This is a genomic window from Mycetocola sp. BIGb0189 (assembly GCF_024810155.1).
Lineage (GTDB): Bacteria > Actinomycetota > Actinomycetes > Actinomycetales > Microbacteriaceae > Mycetocola > Mycetocola lacteus.
Window position 1 is genome coordinate 433,430 of the sequence record NZ_JANUED010000002.1, and the last position, 19,403, is coordinate 452,832.

Annotated in this window: 20 protein-coding genes; 17 read left to right on the forward strand and 3 right to left on the reverse strand. The window is 65.6% G+C overall.

Annotation, left to right across the window (positions count from 1 at the left end):
- Positions 1-236: 236 nt before the first annotated feature.
- From M2390_RS04400 to M2390_RS04430, 7 genes are all read left to right on the forward strand, one after another.
- Positions 237-731 (forward strand): DUF177 domain-containing protein, encoded by a 495-nt coding sequence (locus M2390_RS04400; protein WP_051701566.1) that lies wholly within the window; start codon positions 237-239, stop codon positions 729-731.
- A gap of 3 nt (positions 732-734) precedes the next feature.
- On the forward strand, positions 735-938 hold the full coding sequence (rpmF, locus tag M2390_RS04405; RefSeq protein ID WP_030148676.1) for a 50S ribosomal protein L32: 204 nt from the start codon (positions 735-737) through the stop codon (positions 936-938).
- 11 nt (positions 939-949) lie between these two features.
- Positions 950-1,660, forward strand: coding sequence for a ribonuclease III (rnc, locus tag M2390_RS04410; protein ID WP_121689042.1), 711 nt, complete (start codon positions 950-952; stop codon positions 1,658-1,660).
- Between the two features lies 1 nt (position 1,661).
- Positions 1,662-2,672 (forward strand): bifunctional DNA-formamidopyrimidine glycosylase/DNA-(apurinic or apyrimidinic site) lyase, encoded by a 1,011-nt coding sequence (mutM, locus tag M2390_RS04415; RefSeq protein WP_259177297.1) that lies wholly within the window; start codon positions 1,662-1,664, stop codon positions 2,670-2,672.
- Between the two features lie 173 nt (positions 2,673-2,845).
- On the forward strand, positions 2,846-3,238 hold the full coding sequence (locus M2390_RS04420; protein WP_259177298.1) for a nuclear transport factor 2 family protein: 393 nt from the start codon (positions 2,846-2,848) through the stop codon (positions 3,236-3,238).
- A 186-nt stretch (positions 3,239-3,424) separates the two neighbouring features.
- The gene (locus M2390_RS04425; protein ID WP_259177300.1) at positions 3,425-3,826 is read left to right on the forward strand and encodes a DUF1622 domain-containing protein; all 402 of its coding nucleotides are present in this window, start codon (positions 3,425-3,427) and stop codon (positions 3,824-3,826) included.
- A 480-nt stretch (positions 3,827-4,306) separates the two neighbouring features.
- Positions 4,307-4,501: a helix-turn-helix domain-containing protein gene (locus tag M2390_RS04430; RefSeq protein ID WP_259177381.1), complete on the forward strand. Its 195-nt coding sequence runs from the start codon at positions 4,307-4,309 to the stop codon at positions 4,499-4,501.
- Positions 4,502-4,540: 39 nt separating this feature from the next.
- On the opposite strand, the gene M2390_RS04435 is transcribed toward M2390_RS04430, so the two are convergent.
- A complete protein-coding gene (locus M2390_RS04435) occupies positions 4,541-5,152 on the reverse strand; it encodes a M23 family metallopeptidase (protein WP_259177302.1) in 612 nt (203 codons plus the stop codon).
- A 336-nt stretch (positions 5,153-5,488) separates the two neighbouring features.
- Here M2390_RS04435 and M2390_RS04440 point away from each other — a divergent pair, with 336 nt between their 5' ends.
- The 9 genes from M2390_RS04440 to M2390_RS04480 all read left to right on the forward strand — a co-directional run bounded on the left by M2390_RS04440 (position 5,489) and on the right by M2390_RS04480 (position 15,817).
- Positions 5,489-6,310, forward strand: a complete 822-nt coding sequence (locus M2390_RS04440) for a hypothetical protein (RefSeq protein ID WP_259177303.1) — start codon at positions 5,489-5,491, stop codon at positions 6,308-6,310.
- A gap of 34 nt (positions 6,311-6,344) precedes the next feature.
- A complete protein-coding gene (locus M2390_RS04445; protein WP_259177304.1) occupies positions 6,345-6,908 on the forward strand; it encodes a PH domain-containing protein in 564 nt (187 codons plus the stop codon).
- Positions 6,909-6,929: 21 nt separating this feature from the next.
- Positions 6,930-7,877 carry a hypothetical protein gene (locus tag M2390_RS04450; RefSeq protein WP_259177305.1) on the forward strand — a complete coding sequence of 316 codons (948 nt, stop codon included), beginning with the start codon at positions 6,930-6,932 and terminating at the stop codon, positions 7,875-7,877.
- A gap of 60 nt (positions 7,878-7,937) precedes the next feature.
- Positions 7,938-8,405, forward strand: coding sequence for a hypothetical protein (locus tag M2390_RS04455; RefSeq protein ID WP_259177306.1), 468 nt, complete (start codon positions 7,938-7,940; stop codon positions 8,403-8,405).
- 103 nt (positions 8,406-8,508) lie between these two features.
- Positions 8,509-9,516, forward strand: coding sequence for a zinc-binding dehydrogenase (locus M2390_RS04460; protein ID WP_259177307.1), 1,008 nt, complete (start codon positions 8,509-8,511; stop codon positions 9,514-9,516).
- Positions 9,517-9,639: 123 nt separating this feature from the next.
- Positions 9,640-13,287, forward strand: a complete 3,648-nt coding sequence (smc, locus tag M2390_RS04465; RefSeq protein ID WP_259177309.1) for a chromosome segregation protein SMC — start codon at positions 9,640-9,642, stop codon at positions 13,285-13,287.
- A gap of 44 nt (positions 13,288-13,331) precedes the next feature.
- Entirely contained in the window at positions 13,332-14,207 is an 876-nt protein-coding gene (gene ftsY, locus M2390_RS04470) for a signal recognition particle-docking protein FtsY (RefSeq protein WP_121689032.1), read from the forward strand.
- Between the two features lie 62 nt (positions 14,208-14,269).
- Positions 14,270-14,767, forward strand: coding sequence for a DUF2004 domain-containing protein (locus tag M2390_RS04475; protein ID WP_259177310.1), 498 nt, complete (start codon positions 14,270-14,272; stop codon positions 14,765-14,767).
- 9 nt (positions 14,768-14,776) lie between these two features.
- Positions 14,777-15,817, forward strand: a complete 1,041-nt coding sequence (locus M2390_RS04480) for a GNAT family N-acetyltransferase (protein ID WP_259177311.1) — start codon at positions 14,777-14,779, stop codon at positions 15,815-15,817.
- Positions 15,818-15,830: 13 nt separating this feature from the next.
- On the opposite strand, the gene lipA is transcribed toward M2390_RS04480, so the two are convergent.
- Entirely contained in the window at positions 15,831-16,796 is a 966-nt protein-coding gene (gene lipA / locus M2390_RS04485) for a lipoyl synthase (RefSeq protein ID WP_259177383.1), read from the reverse strand.
- A gap of 182 nt (positions 16,797-16,978) precedes the next feature.
- Positions 16,979-17,677: a lipoyl(octanoyl) transferase LipB gene (gene lipB, locus M2390_RS04490; protein ID WP_259177313.1), complete on the reverse strand. Its 699-nt coding sequence runs from the start codon at positions 17,675-17,677 to the stop codon at positions 16,979-16,981.
- A 111-nt stretch (positions 17,678-17,788) separates the two neighbouring features.
- On the opposite strand from lipB, the gene ffh reads away from it, so the two are divergent.
- Entirely contained in the window at positions 17,789-19,345 is a 1,557-nt protein-coding gene (ffh, locus tag M2390_RS04495; RefSeq protein ID WP_187977943.1) for a signal recognition particle protein, read from the forward strand.
- Positions 19,346-19,403 lie beyond the last annotated feature (58 nt).

Below are 19,403 nucleotides of genomic sequence, written 5' to 3' on the forward strand. Positions count from 1 at the left end.
TCAAAATTCGCCGGGCACGGAGCGAGCCGTTCTAACATTCCGAGCATGGAGGTGCCGGATCCTTCATCCGTGACCCGGATCGGGCCGCGGAGGTCCGGCGGACACCGCATCCAGGAAGCCCGGGGCGAACCGGGATCCCATCGGGGGGTTCAGCCTGTAGACTTCCTGACGTGAGATACGTGAAAAAAGGACCGCTTGCGGTCAATGTTCGAGACCTTCACGGTCGTCCCGGAGAAATGCGGGAGCAGGAAATCACCCTCGCCCTACCGGAGCAGTTCGGTGAGGGTTTGATGGTGGTTCCGGCCGGGAAAGAGCTGAGTGTTCAGGTCCGACTCGAGTCCGTTCACGAGGGTATTTATGTGACGGCGCAGGTCGAAACCGAGGCCGTCGGCGAGTGCGGACGATGCCTGGATGAGTTCACTGAGCCTGTCGAAGTCGAATTTGCCGAGCTTTTCGCGTACTCTAGTGATGAAGCCTCCGAACATGAGGTTCACGATGACCACGTGGATCTTGAACCTCTGATCAGAGATGCAGTGGTTTTGTCACTGCCGTTTCAGCCGGTTTGCCGGCCAGACTGCCCCGGTCTCGATCCCGAGACTGGCGAGCGTCTGGCAGATATTCCGGACTATGAACCCCGTAAAATCGTTGACCCTCGTTGGGCCGCGCTCGCGGAGTTTTCCCCAGACCAGGGCGCCGGCACTCCGGACGCCGGAAACACAGAAGAGAGATAAGTCATGGCTGTTCCCAAGCGGAAGATGTCGCGCTCCAACACCAACTCCCGTCGTTCGCAGTGGAAGGCTCAGGCCCCCGCACTCGTGAAGACCGTTGAAAACGGCAAGGTTACCTACAGCCTGCCGCACCAGGCCAAGGTTGTCACCGACTCCGCCGGAACCCCGCTGTTCCTGGAGTACAAGGGCCGCAAGGTCGCCGACGTCTAAGCCGGTTTTTTGTGACTGACTCCGTGAAGGATTCAGGCTCTCGGGTACACCGAGGATCGCTCGAAGCGATCCTCGGTGTCTCGGTTAAGCCGGAGATTCTTGATCTTGCCCTGACCCACCGCTCGTACGCCTACGAGCACGGTGGTGCCCCGCATAACGAACGTCTGGAATTCCTGGGCGATTCGGTGCTGGGCCTGTCGATGACGGCCGAGCTGTACCGCGAGTACCCCGATCACTCCGAGGGGGAGCTCGCGAAGATGCGTTCGGCCGTGGTGTCCGAGGTCGCGCTGTCCAAGGTGGCGCGCGAGCTGGGCCTGGGGCGTTTCATCAAGCTGGGTCGCGGCGAGGAGCGCACCGGGGGTCGCGATAAATCCTCGATCCTTGCCGACACCATGGAGGCGATTTTTGGTGCCGTCTACCTGGATCAGGGCATCGAGGTGGCCGAGGCGCTCGTTCTGCGTCTGATCCGCCCGCTGCTGGCCGATCCCGAGCGGATGAGCGCCGCGCACGACCCGAAGACCGCGCTGCAGGAGATTGCCGCCGCGCGCCAGCAGGAACCACCGCGCTACGAGATGACCTCGACCGGTCCCGACCACAACCGCGTCTTCACCGCGACCGTGATCGTGGGCACCCTGGTCAGCGCAACCGGATCGGGCACCAGCAAGAAGCAGGCCGAGATGGCTGCGGCGCTGGAGGCCTGGACCAACCTGAACAAGGCGTAGCGTGCCCGAGCTGCCCGAGGTTGAGGTGGTGCGCGCGGGCCTGGAGCCCGCGGTGACCGGTGCGGTCATCTCCGGTGTGGAGGTGCTAGATCAGCGTGCGCTCAAGCGACACGATCCGGTCCGCGGCGACTTTGCCACCCTGCTCACCGGTGCCCGGCTTCGCGGTGCCGTGCGGCGCGGGAAATACCTGTGGTTCCCGCTGGCGGGATCCTCGACTGAAGCGGACGTGCCGGCCGATTCCTCGGTTGGCGGCGATGTCCTGTCCGGCGGTGATGTGCTGGCAGGCGGAGACGGGCTCGCAAGCGGGGACGTGCTCGCCGGTGGCGATGTCCTCGCCGCCCACCTCGGGATGAGCGGGCAGATGCTGCTGCGCGAGCCCGGACGCGACGATAAGCTCACCCGGATTCGGCTGACCCTGGAGCATCCCGAACACGGCGAGCTGTGGCTCAACTTCGTGGATCAGCGCCTGTTCGGCGGCATGATGATCGACTCGCTTGTTCCTACCGCGGACGCCCGGCCCGCGGGCTTCGGGGGAGCGCTTGAACCCGGTGCGTGGATTCCACGCACCGCGGCCCACATCGCCCGCGATCCGCTGGACCCACACTTCGATGACCGCGCCTTCTTCGCCGGCCTGGCCCGCCGCCGCACCGGTATCAAGCGCGCGCTGCTGGATCAGACGCTGATCAGCGGTATCGGAAACATTTACGCAGACGAGGCCCTGTGGGCTGCCCGTCTGCACTATGACCGCCAGGCCGCAGGCATCCCGCTCACGCGCCGCCGCGACCTCCTGGAGCAGGTACGCGGTGTGCTGCGCCGCGCCCTCGCCGAGGGCGGCACAAGCTTTGACGCGCAGTATGTAAACGTCAACGGCAACTCGGGCTACTTCGCCCACTCGCTGAACGCCTACGGCCAGCAGGGCAAGGCGTGCCCGCGCTGCGGCGGGGAGATCGTGCGGGAGAGCTTCATGAACCGGGGATCGCACTTCTGCCCGCGGTGCCAACGCGCTCGCTGACCTGAGTTCCTCGCGGGCGAGAGGTCTCTCGTCCCTGCGAGTGCTCGGTGCGTGAGCGTTCGTGATCTGTGGCGGTGGGCGCTCCAGCTCCCACTGTGGGCCTCTGTTGATCGCTTTCTCGGTTTCCGGGCGGACGCCGGGGCCATACCGGTGATGCGTGATAATCTCGGCTCATGAGTACGCGAGACCGTGCAGGCCGGACAATCGACGACACCGAAACGGAACTGCTCGATGCGATGCGAACGAGCGACCTTGTGGCGCTCGACCGGCTCATCTCCGACCAGTTGACGTTCATTGGCCCGGACGGTGCCATTCTGACCAAGCAGGCCGACCTTGAGGCCCACCGCACCGGGGCCACCTCGTTCGAGAAGATTGACGTGCTCAGCCGTGACGCAACGGAGACTGACGAGGGAGCACGCACAAAAACCGTCGCCAATGCGGTGCTTCGCGTTGGGGAGGAAACCGTAGGCGTGCGACTCACGTGGCATCGAGAGTGGCGAGTCGTCGATGGCCGCTGGCAGGTCGTTTCCGGAGCGGTCGAGGCACTGGCAGACCACTCCGGCTGAGGGAGCGAACTACCGCCTCCGGTGCGGCGCGCGAGGTGCTGCACCATGCCCGCGCTGCGGCGTACGGATCGTGCGGGAGCGCTTCATAAACTGTGGCGCGCGCTTCGGTCCGCGGCGTCAGCGGAAGTGCCGATCTTACGTTTGTCGCGGTGAGGACCGCAACGATATGACCCCTATACTGTGCTCATGATCACTGAGCCGCTGTTCGAAGTCGTCGTCATGGTTATTGAATTCATCGGTGTCTGTGTGGTGGTGGTCGGGTTCGTGATTGCCGCCGTGCTGGCCACGCGAGCACTGCGTCGTGGTGCCGGGGGTACGGCCGCCTTCCAGACGCTGCGCACCACGATCGGGGGATCGATCCTGCTGGGCCTCGAGGTTTTTGTGGCGGCGGATATCATCCACACGCTGTCCGCGCCGTCGCTTGAGGACGCGGCCGTGCTGGGCCTCATCGTGATCATCCGAACCATCCTGAGCATGTCGATCCAGATCGAGATCGAGGGAACCCTGCCGTGGCGGCGCGCGCTGCTGACCAGCGGTGGTGAGGTCGTGGCGAAGGAGATTTCACGCGAGGCGTCGGCGGCGAAATAGCAAAACCCGGCCGATGCGATCTCGTTCTTGCTGTCGCCCAGGGCAGTGGCCCTCTGCCTCGCGGTGCGGAGGAAGAGGGTAGTGAATCGGGGGTTTCAGCATGGCTAACGATCCCCGTAGTATTGCCCCATGCGATCGGACACGCATGATGCGCTGGCCAGATTCAAGATCGCCAGACTTGGTAATAAGCCGCACATCGAGGCCGCGCAGGAACTGGTTCGTGCCGACGAGCCTATCTTCTCTATAACGGGTACCAACGCGTCGATCGCGGAGGATGTCACGAGAGCAACCCAAAAGCTACTGGGGGCCCATTGTGCGTACGCCCGAGCGCGTCTTCTTTCGCTACAAGACTCTGCTGGAGCATCGCGTACTTGAGGCTCCACTCACGGAAATCCGGGCCATCTCGGCGAAAGGAAACGGGCTGACCGGTGGGCACGTGCACCTGCAAACGATGGTCACTACCATCGATATCCCCGTGAGCTGCGGGTGAGAGCGGGGCTCACCCAGGCGGAGCGTGCCTCGCGGATTGGGGTCGGTCAGCGCCAGGTGTCGAAGATTGAACATGGAGAGCTCGACAACGCCCGAGCCCGAACCATCCGCCGATATCTTGAAGCGGTCGGCAGAGAGTTCTCGGCGGAGTTCATCATTGGTGATGAGCATGTACGCGTTGCCTAGGCGCGTCCAGATCTGGTTCTGAGTCTTTTCTCGCGCACATCACGACACCTCGACAACCGCGCCGGTGGGTTGAACGAGACCGGTGAAGGTGAGCGGGAGTGCGCGCGCACTGAGGGGATCCGCGGAATCCATCGCCTGGAGGTGAAGGTGGGGTTCGGTGGAATTGCCGGAGTTTCCACACTCCGCGAGGCGATCGCCAACGCCCACGTGCTGTCCCGCTTTCACGGTGATGCTGCCGAGTCGTAGGTGACAGAGTGCGATCACGCCGTCGGCCGACTGGATCATGATGTGGTTCCCGGTGAGCGCATGCCACCCCTGGGATATGCGCCGTCGTTGAGAAAGTGCAAATCCCACTGAGGGAAATCCCCGGTACGCATCGTGATCGTCCTCGCCATCGTGCACGCTCACCACGGTACCCTCCACGGGGCTGAGAATCGCTCGGCCAAAACCGGGGAAGCGCGTCGCGGGTTCGGGCAAAAAGAGTGAGCGCAGCGAAAACCGTACCGTGCGGTGACCCGAGTAAACCGGAACAAAATCGATCGCGTGCGAGGTTGCAAAGAGTGCGGTGCCGTGGCTGGGAACGCGCGAGGTCGGGCTGTTGCGCACGAGCCACCGCCCGGTGAAGGGGTAGGCCAGATCGAGCGGTCGCATGGTAAGAGTCTGACATGGTCCTCGCGCTTGGGCCCCAACTGTCACCGGTGGGATCCTATGCTGGCAGCATGACCACGGGGACTTCCCGATTGCTTCCGCCGAGTGGGCCGGGTGGACCATCCCGGATGAGGTCCTGCGACCGGTTATCAGCCATCGAGATTCCTCGAAAACTCTCATACCCATCGCCGCGCTTGAGGAGAACCACCATCCCCGTGCCCGTTCTGTCCGAACCGGGGTGCTCTGGGCATGACAAAATACGAGGAGCCGAGTGTCATCGCCACGTTCCGCGCGCGGATCACTGATTGAGCCTCGTCCGACTCGGCAGGATAGGTTGGTGTGATGACATGGGGAACTGATCGCATTCTGGGGAACAAGTCGCGACGTCGAGATATCTTTTGGTGGCTCACCGGGATCCTTGCCGCATCGGGCATTGCCATGGCGTTTATCGCAGCATCCGGCGTATTCGATTCGGTCGGGTACTCACTCGTCTGGCGAGTGTTCACCGCCGACCTGTATCTGATCGCTTCCCTGGCTGCCCAACACGTCTGGCTGCGCCGATCAATCTGGGTAGGTACGGCCGCTACCCTGGCTATTGGCCTGATCAACACCTTTGCACATTATATTCCCGCCGGGGCACCGGCCCGTTTCGAGACCCGGAGTGATCGATGGTTTGGGGTTGAGCAAGACGTTGAGGTGGCGGCAAACATCATCGTTATCACCCTGATCGTGCTGGGGTTCATCTCGCTGGCATATCGGTGGTTGGCCGAGGACTCTGTGCTCCGTGGCACGTATGTTGCGACATTCTGTCTGATCGTTCTGGGAATGCTGCTCACGGTCATCGATATCATCGATTCTCCGAGCCGGTGGGGAATCTCCCAACATTTTGGTCAGATCCAGTCGGGCGTATTCATTTTGGCCTTCACCGGTGCCGCCATCGTCACCATCGGAGGCTTCTTCCTGCGTAAATCGGCCCTGGGTCGGATGCGCGACGAAAGCGTTCGAGCCGCCGCGCTCGCCGCCGCGAAAAAGCTCGTTCCCGTTCCCCCGTCAGACCCGGGCACTGTGGGAATCACCGCCGGGGAGGATGAATTGCGCGCACTCGTCCGTAAATATGTGGATGAGTACCTGGCCGAGCGCGAGCAGTTTCGTCACGAATAGAACCACGCCGAGTGGGGCTGGATAGGATTGCGCCATGAGACAGGATGCGGAAGTCGCGCTCAAGCGATTCAACGTTGTGACCTTTGGCAAAAAGAAGCACCTCGAGAGGGTGGAGGCTGAAATCAGCCCCGATGAGCGAATCATCTTCATCACGCCCAGTAACACAACCTTCAGCGACCACACCACTCGAAAGCGCGAGACACTTCCGGGGGTGTTTGTGCTGACATCCGAGCGCATCATCGTCGACTCCAAGGTCCTGCTTGATCAGAAGACGTTTACGATGCCACTGACCGAAATCCGATCGGTATCCGTTCGAGGAAACGGTCTCACCGGCGGCTACGTTCAGCTTCAGACTCAGGTGAACACCATCGAGACCCTGGTGACCTATAAGAAGGACGTTATTCGCGAGATTAGTGAGGCCTTCACCGAGGCAATCGAGGAGGCAAAACACGTTGCCCAGCGCACCTCAACTCCTCAGGCGTCTGCACCCATCGATCTCGCCGAGCAGATTGAAAAGCTCTGGAAACTCCTGCAAGCCGGAGTGCTCACCCAGGAGGAATTTGACCTGAAAAAGGCCGAGATGCTTGGTCGGCTCTAGGTTCAACGCATGTGGAGAAATGTGGTTTTCACCGCGACGCGAGATGGCGTGGCGGCTGGTGATCACGCCAGTGAGAACCCGATTCAGATGTCCATTGCGCCGGGAACGACGCTGAGTGAGCTCCTGGAACGGCGCTCTCCGGTCGGGATGATGGGACCGGAAGTGCCGTGGATGGCTGTTGCTGATGGGCGCGCGGTCGCGGTCTGTACCGGGGAGTTTGGCGTGTGGCTCCTGGTGGACGATTATCGCCTCACCCGACGCCGGCACATGGACCTCCTCGACTTCAAATACCTTCCCGGTGTTGACCCCCGATGGCTGTATGACCAATTGGCCGCGGGAGCCGCTCCCGAGCGAAACGAACTCCAGAGTGAGTATCGGGAGGCCCACTCCGCCACCGGGAACTCCGAACTGTCGTTGCGGGCAGAGCGCCGGGCACACGCGGGCAGGAGGATCGAGTATCTGGCTGATCAGCGTCCCGATACGGCACGGTTTGCGGACCAGCTCCTGGAGGACGGCAACCCCATCGTCGAGGTGATGGGGCCGGTGCAGATGGGAGTGTGGCACCTCGTTATTCAGTGCGGGCACTGGCAGGTGGCGTTCCATGGTGAGCGTGGGATTGCGGAGCGTGCACGGATCAAAAAATCGGATGCGACGCGCCCCACCTGGCACGATGACGTGGACCTAAGTCTGGCGATTCTCGCCTGGGCGAGGGCAACCGGAAACCCCTATCGGCTCGACCTTTTTGACAGGTTTGACTATCCTGCCAGGCCGCATGCCGATCTCGGCCTCGTCGAGTACGGTCGGCAGACGGTAGCGTGGCTGAACCAGGGTAACGAGGAAGTCTTCGCCCGGGTGGTTGCGGTGTGGAGGGACTACATTCACGCCTGTGGGCAGTCCGGCCGGGATGCGCGTGCGGCTCTGGTCGAGGAAACCCTGCGCCGGATGGAGGATGCGGCCACGCCGCGCTGATCGCCAGGCGACACCGCCCCGGATACGACAATCCGGGGCGTGCTGTGCTTAACTCGACTCATGAGTGAGATCCCCACCACGTTTAGCGCCGGTACGGCCGAGTTTGTTCGCATCGAGTCGCCCGAGGAGTTGGCCTTCTGGGTCGCTACGGTAAACGGTGCCGACGGGGAGCACGAGGTGAGCCTGATCATCGAGCCCGCCGCGGCCCCCGAGGCGGATGTGGTGGAGGTGGCTGCGGCCATCGTCGCCGACTTCGACGAGCTGGTTCGCGACGCCCTGGAATACCTGGACGAGGCGCTGCGCGGACCGGAGTGGGCGCTGTCGGACACGGATCTGGCAATTCTGGACGGTGCTGGTGCTGACGCTGCCTTTGGCGAGCCCGAGGCCGTGATCTGGGGCGACGGCACCTGGATGCTGCGCTTCCAGGAGTCCGCCGTCTCGATCGCCGAGGAGTTTGGAATCGGCGTCAACTTTGTGGGCCGTGTTCCGCAGAGCGTGGAAGATCTCTCGGACTCGGAAGAGCTCTAACCCGCCGTCCGGTCTTACGCCCGTGGTCGGTGAAGGCGACCTGGCCCACGTCATGTTGTGCACTAATCGGTAATCCCGGCCCGCCGCGGATAGTCTCGACAGCATGACAGACGACCGATCCGAGTCCGCACCTGCTCGGTGGGCGGCACCAATCGAACGCTTCGATATGCTGCCCACTCAGCCCTCGCTGCACCCACTCCGGCATCGCTCGGACCGGGCCGTGGTGCGGGTCACCCACGCCTCGGTGGGGGTGACGGATGTGATGGCCGCACGCGGGGACTACCTGCTGCATCCACGTCCCGGATTCATCCCCGGCTACGACCTGGTCGGGGAGATCGAGTCGCTACCTGCGGGAAGCAGCGGACTGCGAGTAGGACAGCGGGTCGCGGCGATTCTGCCGGGGATGGGCGCGCATACCACCCGGGTTACACTGCCGCCCTCGCTCTTGGTCCCGGTACCCGAAGCGCTGGACTCGGTGAGTGCGGCAACCGCACCACTGGATGCGGTCACCGCACACTTCGCACTTGCCGCGCTACCGCCGGGAAGCACAAGCGTGCTGATTCAGGGCATCGGGGGAGCGGTAGGGGCCTGGGCCGCGCAGCTGGCGCAGGCTCGTGGACTGCGGGTCTGGGGGACCGCGTCGTCACGCTCGCAGGCGTTTGCCGAGGGACTGGGCGCGCACATTCTGGACTATCGCGATCCGGACTGGATGAACACACTGAACATCCAGTCCGGCGGAGGCGTGGACGGCGTGATTGATGCCACCGGAAACCGGGACCTGCGCCGGGTGGTGGCACCGCGTGGGCGCATCGTCAGGCTCGCGTTTGGTGGGCCGATCGGCAGGCAGAAATCCGCCACCGCCCGCGGGTTTGTGCGCACCGGACTGCACCGGTTTGCCGACCCGAGCGAGCGGGTCTGCTCCGCGCCGATGATCGTGGCCCTGAGACGTGACGCCTATCGCCGAGTGCTGGCGGACATCCTGGCCGGCCTGGATACGGGGAGTCTGCGCGCACCCGAGCCGGTGATCTATCCACGTGATCGAGTTGCCGAGGCGTTTCCGGCGGCCGGATCAGCCGCGCCGGGCACCAAGGTTGTGCTGGGTCTCGGCTAGTGCGATCTCGCGAATTCGCCACACCCTAGATTCGCTCAAAACCCGCGCAATCACGGGCCGGGTCGCCGGTTCTTGGTACGGTAGTGCAGACGTATCTTCGAACCGGGAAAGGGGTGAGTGCGCGTGTATCTCAAAAGCCTCACCCTGAAAGGGTTCAAATCCTTCGCCCAGCCGACCACGTTTGCGTTTGAACCCGGGGTGACCTGCGTGGTTGGGCCCAACGGCTCCGGCAAGTCCAATGTGGTTGACGCGCTGGCCTGGGTGATGGGTGAGCAGGGCGCAAAAACCCTGCGCGGCGGCAAGATGGAGGACGTCATCTTTGCCGGGACCTCCACGCGGGGTCCGCTGGGCCGCGCCGAGGTCACGCTGACCATCGACAACTCCGACGGCGCGCTGCCCATCGACTACACCGAGGTCACGATCTCGCGCACGCTGTTCCGCAACGGCGGATCCGAGTACGCGATCAACGGTCAGAGCTCCCGCCTGCTTGACGTGCAGGAACTCCTCAGTGACTCGGGCCTGGGCCGTGAGATGCACGTGATCGTGGGGCAGGGCCAGCTGGACGCCGTGCTGCGGGCAACCCCCGAGGAGCGTCGCGGTTTCATCGAGGAGGCCGCCGGCATCCTCAAACACCGCCGGCGCAAGGAAAAGACCCTGCGCAAACTCGACGGGATGCAGGCCAACCTCACCCGGCTGAGCGACCTCGCCGGGGAGATCCGCCGGCAGCTCAAGCCCCTGGGCAAGCAGGCCGAGGTGGCCCGTGAGGCCCAGTCGATCCAGGCCATTGCCCGGGATGCGCGAGCCCGACTGGTCGCCGATGACATCGTCCGGCTCGATACCGACATCCTCGCCTTCTCCGGGACCGAATCCGACCGGCTGGCCGAGCGCGCGATCCTTCAGGAGCGCGCCGACCATACCCGCGCCCGCATCGCCCTGCTGGAGCAGGCGCAGATCGGGGACGCGGTGGATCGGGCGCGCACGGTGGTCTTCGACCTGGAGTCCGTCCGCCAGCGCCTCGACGCGCTGACCGGGCTGGCCACGCAGAAGGTTGCCCTGCTGGATGCGCAGGGGGAGCGGCCCGCGCCGGCTCCGGGGATCTCACCCGAGGCGATCGAACGGGCCGAGGCCGAGGTGACCCGACTGATCGAGGGGATCGATGCTGCCGAGGCAGGCTGGGAACGTGCACGGCAGACAGCCGCCGCGGCCCGGGCTTCCCTCGACGCGGTGGATACCGAACTAACCGTCCAGTCCGAACTCCTCTCCGCCCACGACCTGGAGGTCCAGGCGGCCACCGGCCGCGCCGAAACCGCCGCCTCGCGCCTGGCCGCGCTTGCCGCCGAGGCCGAGCGTCAGGAGCGGGCCGAGACCGCGGCCACCGAGCGCGCCGAGGAGGCTGCGCGGGCGCTCGCCGAAGCCGAGGCGGGGGCGGGCGTGATCGACGCCGACACCACCGGACTCAACGATGCCTACCGTGATCAGCAGGAACGAGTGCAGTCTGCCGAGACCGAAATTGAGCGCCTGCGCGAGCTCCTGCACGCCGCCGAACGCGAGCGCGATGCCCTCACCGCCCAGACCACCGCGCTGGCCCGCGCCCTCGACATTCGCGACGGTGCCGCCGAACTGCTGGCCCGTGAGCTCTCCGGTGTGAACGGTTTGGTTGCCGCCGGGATTCGCGTGGATTCCGGGTATGAGCAGGCGATTACCGCGGCACTGGGGCGCTTTGCCGACGGCGTGATCGTGGCCGACGCCGACGCCGCGCACGCCGCCTTGGATCGGGTCGAATCCGACACCCTGGGCCGGGTCGATCTGGTGATTGCCGCCGCCGGAGCCGCGAGTACCGCACCCGTGGCCGGGCTGATTCCCGCCGATTCCCTGGTTACCGGTCCCGACGGTGTGCGCGGATTGCTCGCCGGGGTGTTTGTGGCCGAGGACCGCGAGGCCGCACGCCGCGGACTGAACACCCTGCCCGCGGACATGCCGGTCACCATCGTCACGGTCACCGGAGACGTTCTCACCCGCTTCTCGATCAGCGGCGGCTCGGGGGAGGGGCGGGGCCGGATCGCGCTGCGCGCCGAACACGATACCGCCGCCGAACGCCTGGCCGAGGTCCACTCCTCGATCGACACACTCCGGGTGGATCTCAGCACCGCTCGCGCCGAGGGCCAGTCGGCCAAGCAGGCCTCGGCCGCGGCGCTGGCCGCGCGGCGTGAACTTGATGCGAGCCTCGCCGCCGAATCCGAACGCCTGCACCGAGCGCGGGGACAGCATGAGGCCGCCCAGGCCGAACGTGAGCGCCTGCAGACCGCCCGATCCGCCTCCGCCGCGGGTCTGCGCGAGGCCGAGGCTGCCTCCGCAGCTGCCGAACGCGCGGTGGAAACCGTGCGGGCGAAGCCGCGGCCCATCCTGGATGGGACCCTGCGCGAGAGCCTGTGGGCCGAGCTGGAAACCGCCCGTGAGGCCGAGGTTGAGGCGCGGTTGCGTGCCGAAACCGCGCGTGAGCGGGTCCGTACCGAACAGGATCGCCTCGCCTCGCTGCGTCGTCGTTACCGTGCCGAGCGCGACGCTGCCGAGGCCGAGGCCCGGCGCGCGGTGCTGCGCGCCCGGCAGCTGGAGGTGGCCCGCTCGGTGTTGACCGACCTGCCCGCCGTGCGCGAGGTCCTGGAACGCTCACTCGCCCAGGCATCGCTGGAACTGGCCCAGGCCGAGCACCAGCGCGGAGAACAGACCCGCGAACTACAGGAGCTGCGCGCCGAGGAATCCGGCGCTCGCACCCGGCTCGACGCCATCGCCGACTCGATGCGCGGCCTGGAAATGCAGATCTACGAGCGCCGAGTACAGCTCACCTCGCTGCTCGAGCGCGCACAGTCCGAGCTGGGCCTGGATCGGGACGCGCTGGTTGGTGAGTATGGCCCGACCACCGGGGTGCGCCTGACCGCGAGTGAGCAGGACGAGCTGACCCGCACCGGTCGGGTGTCCTGGCTTCGCGCGGGGGCGAGCCTCGATGCGCAGGCGTATGCAGGTGCAGGTGCAGGTGCAGATGCGTTTGCGGATGCGGATGTCGCGGCCGCCGACAGCGACCCCGCCGAGCCCACCCTGCCCTACGTCCGCGCCGAGCAGGAACGCCGGCACCAGGCCGCACAGCGCAAGCTCGGTCAGCTGGGGCGCGTCAATCCGCTCGCCCTGGAGGAGTTTGCCGCGCTGGAACAGCGCCACGCGTTCCTCACCGAGCAGCTGGCCGACCTCACCCGGACCCGCGCCGATCTGATGACGATCATCGAAGAGCTGGACACCAAGATGCAGACCATCTTCGGCGCCGCCTTCGCCGACACCCAGGCGCAGTTTGCCGAGGTCTTCCCGATCCTCTTCCCCGGCGGCACCGGCAGTATTTCGCTCACCGAACCTGAGAACCTGCTGACCACCGGTATCGAGGTGCGGGTCCGCCCGGCGGGCAAGAAGATCGAGCGCCTGTCGCTGCTCTCCGGCGGGGAGCGCTCGCTCGCCGCGGTCGCACTGCTGGTCGCGATCTTCCGCGCCCGTCCCAGCCCGTTCTACATCATGGACGAGGTCGAGGCAGCCCTGGATGACGCCAACCTCGGGCGCCTGCTGACCATTTTTGAGGGCCTGCGCGAAAACTCGCAGCTCATCGTGATCACCCATCAGAAGCGCACGATGGAGATCGCCGACGCCCTCTACGGTGTCTCGATGCGCCAGGATGGCGTTTCGGCGGTTGTGGGTCAGCGTGTGGTGGATCGGGCGGCGGTCGCCGAATAGACCCGGACGGCCGGTCGTGGACGCAAAACCGCTAGGCTAGGGGTATGGCAGAACGCAGCACATGGTCCCTCGGTGGTGCCCTTCGGGGACTGTTCCAGAAACCCACGATCGATGACAACACGTGGGATGATCTGGAGCACGCACTCATCACCGCCGACTTCGGAGCCGACGTCGCCGAGGACATGATCGAGGAGCTGCGCGCCAGCGTCGCCCGCTTCCACACCACCGATCCCCGCGACCTGCAACGGATGCTGCGTGAGAACGTCGAGGAGCGCCTGGCCAAGTACGATCCCACGCTGCACCTCAGTGAGCGTCCCGCGGTGGTCCTCGTGGTGGGCGTGAACGGTGTCGGAAAGACCACCACGATCGGAAAGTTCGCCAACTACGTGGGCACCTTCGGGCGCTCGGTTGTAGTGGGCGCCGCGGATACGTTCCGTGCGGCCGCCGTCGAACAGCTGGCCACCTGGGCCGAGCGTGGCGGGGCGCAGATCGTGCGTCCGCAGCACCACGGTCAGGACCCGGCCTCGGTTGCGTTCCAGACCGTCGAGTTTGCCAAGCGCAACGGCGTGGAAATCGCCCTGATCGACACCGCCGGACGGCTGCAGACCAAAAACGGTCTGATGGACGAGCTCTCCAAGATTCGCCGGGTGATCGAAAAACAGGCCCCGATCTCCGAGGTACTGCTGGTCCTGGACGCCACCACCGGACAGAACGGCCTGGCACAGGCTGAGGCCTTTATCCAGCATGCCGGGGTCACCGGCCTGGTGCTGACCAAGCTGGACGGCTCTGCCAAGGGCGGGTTTGTCCTGGCCGTGCAGGAACGCACGGGCATCCCGATCAAGCTGATCGGGCAGGGCGAGAGCATCGGGGACCTGACCGGTTTCACCCCGCACGCCTTCGCACAGAAACTGGTGGGCTAGCCGAACATGCTCGATCTGGACTTCACCCCGCACGCCTTCGCACAGAAACTGGTGGGCTAACCATGGCACTCGAACACGACTTCTTTGGCCTGCTCTCCACCGGCGGACCCGGCGGAATCTACTGGTCCGAAACCGTGGAGTTTGGCGACCAGGCGGTGGGCGTCTCGCTCAGCGCCGAGGACGCCCAGAACGTCACCGAGGAATCCCTCGAGGTGGCCGCCGCGATGATCTCCTCCCTGGAGGAACTCGATCTGCGCGCCCGCGAGGCGATGATCGCCGAAATCTCGTCCCGGCACACCGCGGTGAGCAAGTTCATCGCGCTGCTGGAAGACGAGCACGGGGAGGACCTGGAGGACTACTTCAGCCACATTTCCGGCGACCGCGACATCGATCTGCTGCGTGCCATCGCGGTGATCGGGGTGCGCTTTAGCCCCTCCCACGCCGGCGAGGACAACACGTTTGTGGTCTTCGAGTACGCGCTCAGCATGGACGAGTCCGACGACGTCCTGCTGGTGTCGCTGAATAACCGCGGCGAAGCCGTTTCGATCGAACAGGACTAGCAACACGTCATGAGCATCACCCTCGTCCGCACCCACTGGTCAGATCCGGTGGGACGGGAACTTCGCAGCGCCCAGCAGGCAGACCTCACGGTTCGCTACGGTCCCTGGCAGGGCGGTCCGATCCCGGACCTGAACCCGGCCGAGGTGGAGGCCTTCATCGTCGCCTTCGAGGACGGAAAGCCGATCGGCTGCGGCGCGATCCGCCGCGAAAGCGCCGACATCATGGAGATGAAGCGCATCTTTGTGGTGCCCGAGGCGCGCGGTCGTCGCCTGGCCGGAATCATCCTGGAGGCGCTGGAGCGCGAGGCCGTGGCCCTGGGAGCCCGCTACATGCGCCTGGAAACCGGCACCCAGCAGCCCGAGTCGGTGCGCCTGTACGAGCGCTACGACTACCGTCCGATCGACGCGTTTGGATACTTCGCCGACGGAGATGACACCCTGTTTTACGGCCGCGATCTGGACACGGTGGCTGCCCGCCCGGCCCAGCCCGCCGTCCGCCGGATCCACGGTGTGCTGCACGAGGTCGATGGTGCGCTGATCCCCAGCGAGAGCGCCGGCGTGATGATCGCGGACCTTGCCGGGGGATATGCGATCCGCCGCGCGAGCAGCACAGACGTGCCCGCCCTGCTGCGTCTGCTCGCCGACGACGACGTGGCCCATGCCCGCGGCGATGCCCCGGACACCGATCCCGCCGCCGACATCAGCGCCTTCGAGCGTGCGTTCTCCCGAATCGACCGCGATCCCGCACACCTCCTGGTCATCGTGGATTCCCCGGCCGGCGAGGCCGTGGGCACGATGCAGCTGACGGTGCTGCCGGGCCTGGGTCGTGGCGGCGTGAACCGCCTGCAGATCGAGTCGGTCCACGTAGCCACGTCCGAGCGTGGGGCCGGGGTTGGCTCGGCGATGATCCGCTGGGCCCTGGCCGAGGGCGTTCGCCGCGGTGCCGCGATCACCCAGCTCACCTCGGACCTTCGCCGCACCCGCGCGCACGAGTTCTACGAGCGCCTGGGCTTCGCCCGCTCGCACGCGGGGTTCAAGCACCTGGGTTAGCGGAGCTCGTGCGCTATCCGGCATGCACCGCCTGCGGCGCGCTGGACGCGCGATCCAGGTGGGCGAGGGACTCGGGGATCGGGCGGCACTGGGCGCGCATGGTTTCGGCCCAGAGCCGGCCGGCCCGATAGGAGGAGCGCACCAGGGGACCGGCGAGGACCCCCGAGAAGCCGATTTCCCGGGCGGCGACCTCGAGGTCGAGGAACTCCTCGGGACGCACCCAGCGGGCAACCGGGAGGTGGCGCGGGCTCGGGCGCAGGTACTGGGTGATGGTGATGATGTCGGTGCCCGCGGCCTGCAGGTCCTCAAGCGCGGTCAGGACCTCGGCGGGTTCCTCACCCATGCCGAGAATCAGGTTGGACTTGGTGACCAGGCCCGCATCCCGCGCCCGGGTAATCACGCCCAGGGAGCGCTCGTAGCGGAACGCCGGGCGGATGCGCTTGAACAGCCGAGGCACGGTTTCCACGTTGTGCGCAAACACCTCGGGCCGCGAGGCGAACACGGTGTCCAGCAGCTCGGGATCCCCGGAAAAGTCCGTTGCCAGGATTTCCACGCCGGTTTCGGGATTGGCCTCGTGAATCGCGCGCACGGTTTCCGCGTGCAGCCAGGCCCCCTCATCGTCGAGGTCATCGCGGGCAACGCCGGTGACGGTGGCGTAGCGCAGCGCCATCCGTAAAACTGAATCGGCAACCCGGCGCGGCTCATCGCGGTCATACGCCGAGGGCTTGCCGGTGTCGATCTGACAGAAATCACAACGCCGGGTGCACTGCGCGCCGCCGATCAGGAACGTGGCCTCGCGATCCTCCCAGCACTCAAAAATGTTGGGGCATCCGGCCTCCTGACACACGGTGTGCAGGTTCTCGGTCTTGACAAGCTGCTGGAGCCCGCGATACTCCGGGCCCATTTTCGCGCGGGTCTTGATCCAGGAGGGTTTGTGCTCGATCGGGGTCTGCGTGTTGCGGGTCTCGATCCGCAGCATCTTGCGTCCCTCGGGTGCGGCCAGCGGTTCGCCGGCTACCGTCGGGAGCAGGGTGGCGCCGGGTCCTGTTGCGCCGGGCGGCTCGGCCATCAGCAGGCCCAGGGACGCGGGAATCATCGGGGCCGAGGATTCCACGGCTGTGGCTTCCGGAGGAGTGCCGATCGAGCCGAGGTTGCGTGCGCTCATTTTTTCCCGCCCACGGTGTGTGCGAGGGCCGGACTGCTTTCGGGTTCGGGGGAGTAGTACCAGTCATCGAAGTGGGCGGCGATGAGGATCGCCGCATCCGCCGTGGTGATGGGGTGCCCGGCGGCGGCGCTGAGCGAGCTCACCCCGGCATCCCGGATCCCACAGGGCACAATCTGGGCAAACCCGGCCAGGTCTCCCGAACAGTTCAGGGCGAAGCCGTGCAGGCTGGCCCCGCGCTCGACCCGAATCCCAATTGCCCCAATCTTGGCCTGTCCCGCGCCATCCTCGACCCAGACCCCGCTGCGTCCGGGAACTCGAAACGCGTGCACCCCGAGGGCCGCGGCTGTGTTGATCAGAACGCGTTCGAGGCTGCGGACGTGCCCCACCACATCCACCAGGTTGGAATCCTCGCCGATTGGCTCCAGCCGCATGATGGGATACCCGACCAGCTGACCGGGACCGTGCCAGGTGACCCGCCCCCCACGGGTCACCGGGACTACCGGGGTCCCATCCGCCGGATACTCATCGGGACGGGCCGATCGTCCCGCGGTATACACGGACGGATGCTCGCACAGCAGCAGGGTGTCGTCGGTGGTTCCGGCGACCACACCCTCATGCAGGGTGCGCTGGTGGGTCCACCCCACTCGATAGTCGAGGTATTCGGGGGCCAGTCCCAGCTGTGCGATGCGTACCATGCGCCCAATGTAGCATTAATGTACGCGGTCCAATAATTAAATCGAGGGGCCTGCGCGTATGCCCGGCCGGGCGCACCCATCGCGTCCGGGAAATTGGTAAACTGGCATCAAATGGCTACTTTTGGAAATCTCTCAGATCGGCTCGCCGATACCTTCAAGAACCTTCGGAAGAAGGGAACCCTGTCGGCTTCCGACGTGGACGGCACCGTCCGCGAGATTCGCCGCGCACTGATCCAGGCCGACGTCGCGTTCGACGTCGTGAAGGAGTTCACCGGCCGTGTGCGCGAGCGCGCCCTGGGCGATGAGGTCAACAAGGCCCTGAACCCCGCCCAGCAGGTGGTCCAGATCGTGAACGACGAACTGGTGCAGATCCTCGGTGGCGAGCAGCGTCGCCTGGAGTTTGCCAAGACCGGAACCACGATCATCATGCTCGCGGGTCTGCAGGGTGCCGGTAAGACCACCCTGGCCGGAAAGCTGTCGAAGTGGCTGATCAAGGAGGGGCACACCCCGCTCCTGGTCGCCGCCGACCTTCAGCGTCCCAACGCCGTCACCCAGCTCGGCGTCGTGGCCGAGCAGGCCGGCGCGGCCATCTATGCGCCCGAGCCGGGTAATGGTGTCGGCGACCCGGTCAAGGTTGCCAAGGACGGTGTGGCTTACGCCGAGCGTAACCAGCACGACGTCGTGATCGTGGACACCGCGGGTCGCCTCGGTATCGACGAGGAGATGATGAAGCAGGCGTCGAAGATTCGCGCCGCCATTAACCCGCACGAGGTCCTGTTTGTGATCGACGCGATGATCGGTCAGGACGCCGTCAACACCGCCAAGGCCTTCCAGGAGGGTGTGGACTTCACCGGTGTGGTGCTGTCCAAGCTCGACGGTGACGCCCGCGGTGGTGCCGCACTCTCGGTGGCCTCGGTCACCGGACGCCCGATCATCTTCGCCTCCACCGGCGAGAACCTCGACGACTTCGAGCCCTTCTACCCCGACCGGATGGCCAGCCGCATCCTCGACCTCGGTGACATCCTCACCCTGATCGAGCAGGCGCAGTCGGCCTTCGACGAGGAAGAGGCGATGAAGCTCGCGGAGAAGTTCGCGACCGACACCTTCACTCTCGATGACTTCCTGAAGCAGATGCAGCAGCTGCGCAACATGGGCTCGATCAAGAAGATGATGGGCATGCTCCCGGGCATGGGCCAGATGAAGGAGCAGCTGGACAACTTCGACGAGTCCGAGCTGAACCGCACCGAGGCCATCATCCAGTCGATGACCCGCGCCGAGCGGCAGAACTCCAAGCTGCTCAACGGCTCGCGTCGCCTGCGGATCGCCCGCGGTTCGGGATCCACCGTGACCGAGGTCAACCAGCTGGTGAACCGCTTCGAGCAGGCCGCCAAGATGATGAAGACCATGGCCAAGGGTGGCATGCCGCAGATCCCGGGCATGGGCCCGATCCCCGGCGGACGTCCGAAGATGCCCAAGAAGAACGCCAAGAAGAAGGGTGGCTCGCGCTCGGGCAACCCGGCGAAGCGCGCGGCCGAGGCCAAGGGCATCACCGCGGCACCCGCGGCGCCCACCGGCGGCGGTTTCGGCCTGGGTAAGGGCGGTGCCAAGGGTCAGCCCAGCGAGGATGACATGGCGACGATCCAGCGCATGCTGGGCGGCCAGGGCTAGTCAGGCTCACTCTCACAAAACGGCGGCGGTGGACATCAGGTCCACCGCCGCCGTTTTG